Below are 2,718 nucleotides of genomic sequence, written 5' to 3'. Positions count from 1 at the left end.
CCTGTACAGGCTTGCTCGGAAAGTTCGACAAAGCCGAGGGACTGGTAAAAGGCTAAATTTTTCTCGCTACGTTCAGTGGCAAGAAGCCGTTGGTAGACATTTGGGAAAGTCCCTAAAGCCTCTTCTAAGAGTTTCTTTCCAATGCCTTGGTGCTGGTGATCTGGCCGTACCAAAAGGTCCTGCACAAAAATAACAGAGTGGCCATCTCCTACCAAGCGAATGTAGGCGACGAGCTCTTTCTCATCATAGACTGCCAACTGCCAGAGACTGGCTTTGACAGCTTCTTCTAGCATGGTTGGGTTGTTGGTATAATTAGTCCAACCGACTGAGCTGTACAATGCGAGTAAGTCTGCCATCGCTGGATTCTCTTGTTTGTAATCTAACATCTTAACTCCTTTTTAAGGTATAGTGCTGGAAGAAGGCGATATCCCTGTAAGGGGACTCTTGACAGACCGCCAACTCCATCTTGAGCATAGACTCTCGCCAGCCTTCTTGGCCCTTGAAGCGATTGTCCTGTAAGGCATAAAAGACACGGATCCCTTGGTAGTCCTGAACTTCGAGGGCTAGATCTTCAACAGCTAGATAGAGATCATAGGCCTGAGCCAAGCCCATGGAGTGGGTTTCCAGATCGTGGCCTGCTAGCAAATCGAGAGCCTTATGAGTATCATTTTCAAAAACGACGGTCTGCAGGACGCGGCCAACCTCATTGTGCTTAACGATAGAGATCAGGCCTCCTGGTTTCAAGAGACGGGTGAATGCCTTGAGAACCACCTTGCGATCCTCTACATACTCCAAGACATTGTGACAGAGGATGACATCAAAACTAGCATCTTCAAAGCTCTCTATCTGGTCAAGACTCCCAACGAGTTGCTGGTAGGGATGGTCCTGAGCCCGCAAAGCCACCATTTCCTCATTAGGCTCCACAGCAAGGACTTCATTGTCTTGCGCCAAGTGGTTGGCTACAAGGCCAAAACCACTGCCGAAATCAAGCACTCGTTTTCCCTTGATGTCCTTCAATTGTTCAAAAAGGATATCATAATAGATCTGTCCCCAGGGTTGCTGGAGGTTTTCTAAATAAGCTTGAATATTTGCGACCATCTATCTCCTCCTATTTGAAATTGAACATCTTGCTGGCTAGCTTGTCCGAGATACGAGGGAAAAGGGTATAGAGCTTGTGGGTCAAGTTCAAAAGCCAAGGAAGATTGAGTTCGCGTTTTGATTTTCCAAAGCTTTTCACGATTTTCTTGGCCACAAAGTCTGGTTCCAAAATATAGCGGTCCACAGCTTTGACATAGCTTCCGTCAGGGTCTGCCTGGTCAAAGAAAGTAGTCCGAATGGGGCCTGGATTAACCGTCGTCACATGGACACCAAAGGGCATGAGTTCCAACCGCAGGGCATTGGAGAAGCCAATGGACGCAAACTTAGTAGCCGAATAAAGGCTGGATTTGGCAGTTGCAACGAGCCCCGCCATGCTGACGATGTTGACGATGTGTCCCTTGCCTGCTTCCTTCATGTGCGCACCCATCAAGCGTGAAAGCTGCATGAGGGCAAAGGTATTAACCTCAAACATCTCCCGCACCTGCTGGTCAGAAATGCGATCAAAAGCCTCAAAGATCCCATAGCCTGCGTTATTGACCAAGATATCGATCTGCCCGTAGCGCTGATAGAGCTCTTCTACCAAATCTTGGACGGCTGAGGAATCAGTGATATCGATCCCGATACATTCAGCTTGAGGATGACTGGCATAGAGTTGTTCCAGTTTTTCTTGATTTCTACCTAGGAGAATCAGCCGATCTTCAGGGAGGAGCTTGACCATTTCTTGGGCCAAGCCTCCACTTGCTCCTGTTATGAGAATGGTTCGCATCTTAGATCTCCACTTCTTCCAAATCTTTGACGACATAGACATTTTCAAAAATGCTGGATGCATCCTTGCGCAATTGGCTGATGTCTTTTGATAAGAAGCGAGCACTGATGTGGTTGAGAAGAAGGCGCTTGGCTCCAGCTTCACGCGCCACTTCTGCCGCCTGCATATTGGTCGAGTGGCCGTGTTTACGAGCAATCTTCTCATCACCCTTGCCATAGGTGGACTCATGGACCAAGACATCCGCATTGACCCCGAGGCGGACGCTGGCATCAGTTTTTCTGGTATCTCCGAGGATCGTGATAATCTTACCAGGCCGAGGGGCTGAAATATAATCCGCTGCAATGATCTTGGTGCCATCTTCCAGGGTAACATCTTGTCCATTTTTGACCTGACCAAAGAGTGGACCAAATGGGACGCCCGCTGCCTTGAGCTTGTCTGCGTCGAGTGTCCCTTCCAAGTCCTTCTGCATGATCCGGTAACCCACACAGAAAATGGTGTGGTCCAAAGCCTCCGCATAAACCGTGAATTTATCGGTTTCTAAAATCTTACCCAGAGAATGTTCATCGAATTCATGAAAATGGATGCGGTAAGGCAGGCGAGAGCCTGATACGCGAAGACTAGTCATCACAAAGGATTTGATCCCTGCTGGTCCATAGATATCCAGATCCGTCTGCTCTTCATTGGCCTGAAAGGCCCGACTAGAGAGGAAACCTGGCAAACCAAAAATATGGTCTCCGTGTAAGTGAGTGATAAAGATCTTGCTAACCTTTCGCGGACGAATGGTCGTTTCTAAAATTTGATTCTGTGTCGCTTCGCCACAATCAAAGAGCCAGACTTCATTGATCTCGTCCAGC

The 2,718-nt window shown here is 48.2% G+C and carries 4 protein-coding genes; all 4 read right to left on the bottom strand.

Annotated features, from left to right (window positions below; translation table 11 throughout):
- On the bottom strand, positions 1–386 hold a 386-nt coding region (locus SPADD19_RS02325), incomplete at its 3' end, for a GNAT family N-acetyltransferase (protein WP_061455259.1).
- A gap of 1 nt (position 387) precedes the next feature.
- Positions 388–1,098, bottom strand: a complete 711-nt coding sequence (locus tag SPADD19_RS02320; protein WP_061455098.1) for a class I SAM-dependent methyltransferase — start codon at positions 1,096–1,098, stop codon at positions 388–390.
- 10 nt (positions 1,099–1,108) lie between these two features.
- Positions 1,109–1,864, bottom strand: coding sequence for an SDR family NAD(P)-dependent oxidoreductase (locus SPADD19_RS02315; RefSeq protein WP_061455097.1), 756 nt, complete (start codon positions 1,862–1,864; stop codon positions 1,109–1,111).
- Between the two features lies 1 nt (position 1,865).
- On the bottom strand, positions 1,866–2,718 hold an 853-nt coding region (gene rnz, locus SPADD19_RS02310), incomplete at its 5' end, for a ribonuclease Z (RefSeq protein ID WP_338322287.1).

This window comes from Streptococcus parasanguinis (assembly GCF_001578955.1).
GTDB classification, from domain to species: domain Bacteria; phylum Bacillota; class Bacilli; order Lactobacillales; family Streptococcaceae; genus Streptococcus; species Streptococcus parasanguinis_U.
The sequence above is the reverse complement of the archived record's forward strand: the minus strand, read 5'-3'. Positions and strand labels throughout refer to the sequence as shown.

What these genes read in the sequence shown, in the direction of transcription:
- SPADD19_RS02320 (WP_061455098.1), bottom strand. Translation starts at nt 1,098, where the DNA reads ATGGTCGCAAATATTCAAGCTTATTTAGAAAACCTCCAGCAACCCTGG.
- SPADD19_RS02315 (WP_061455097.1), bottom strand. Translation starts at nt 1,864, where the DNA reads ATGCGAACCATTCTCATAACAGGAGCAAGTGGAGGCTTGGCCCAAGAA.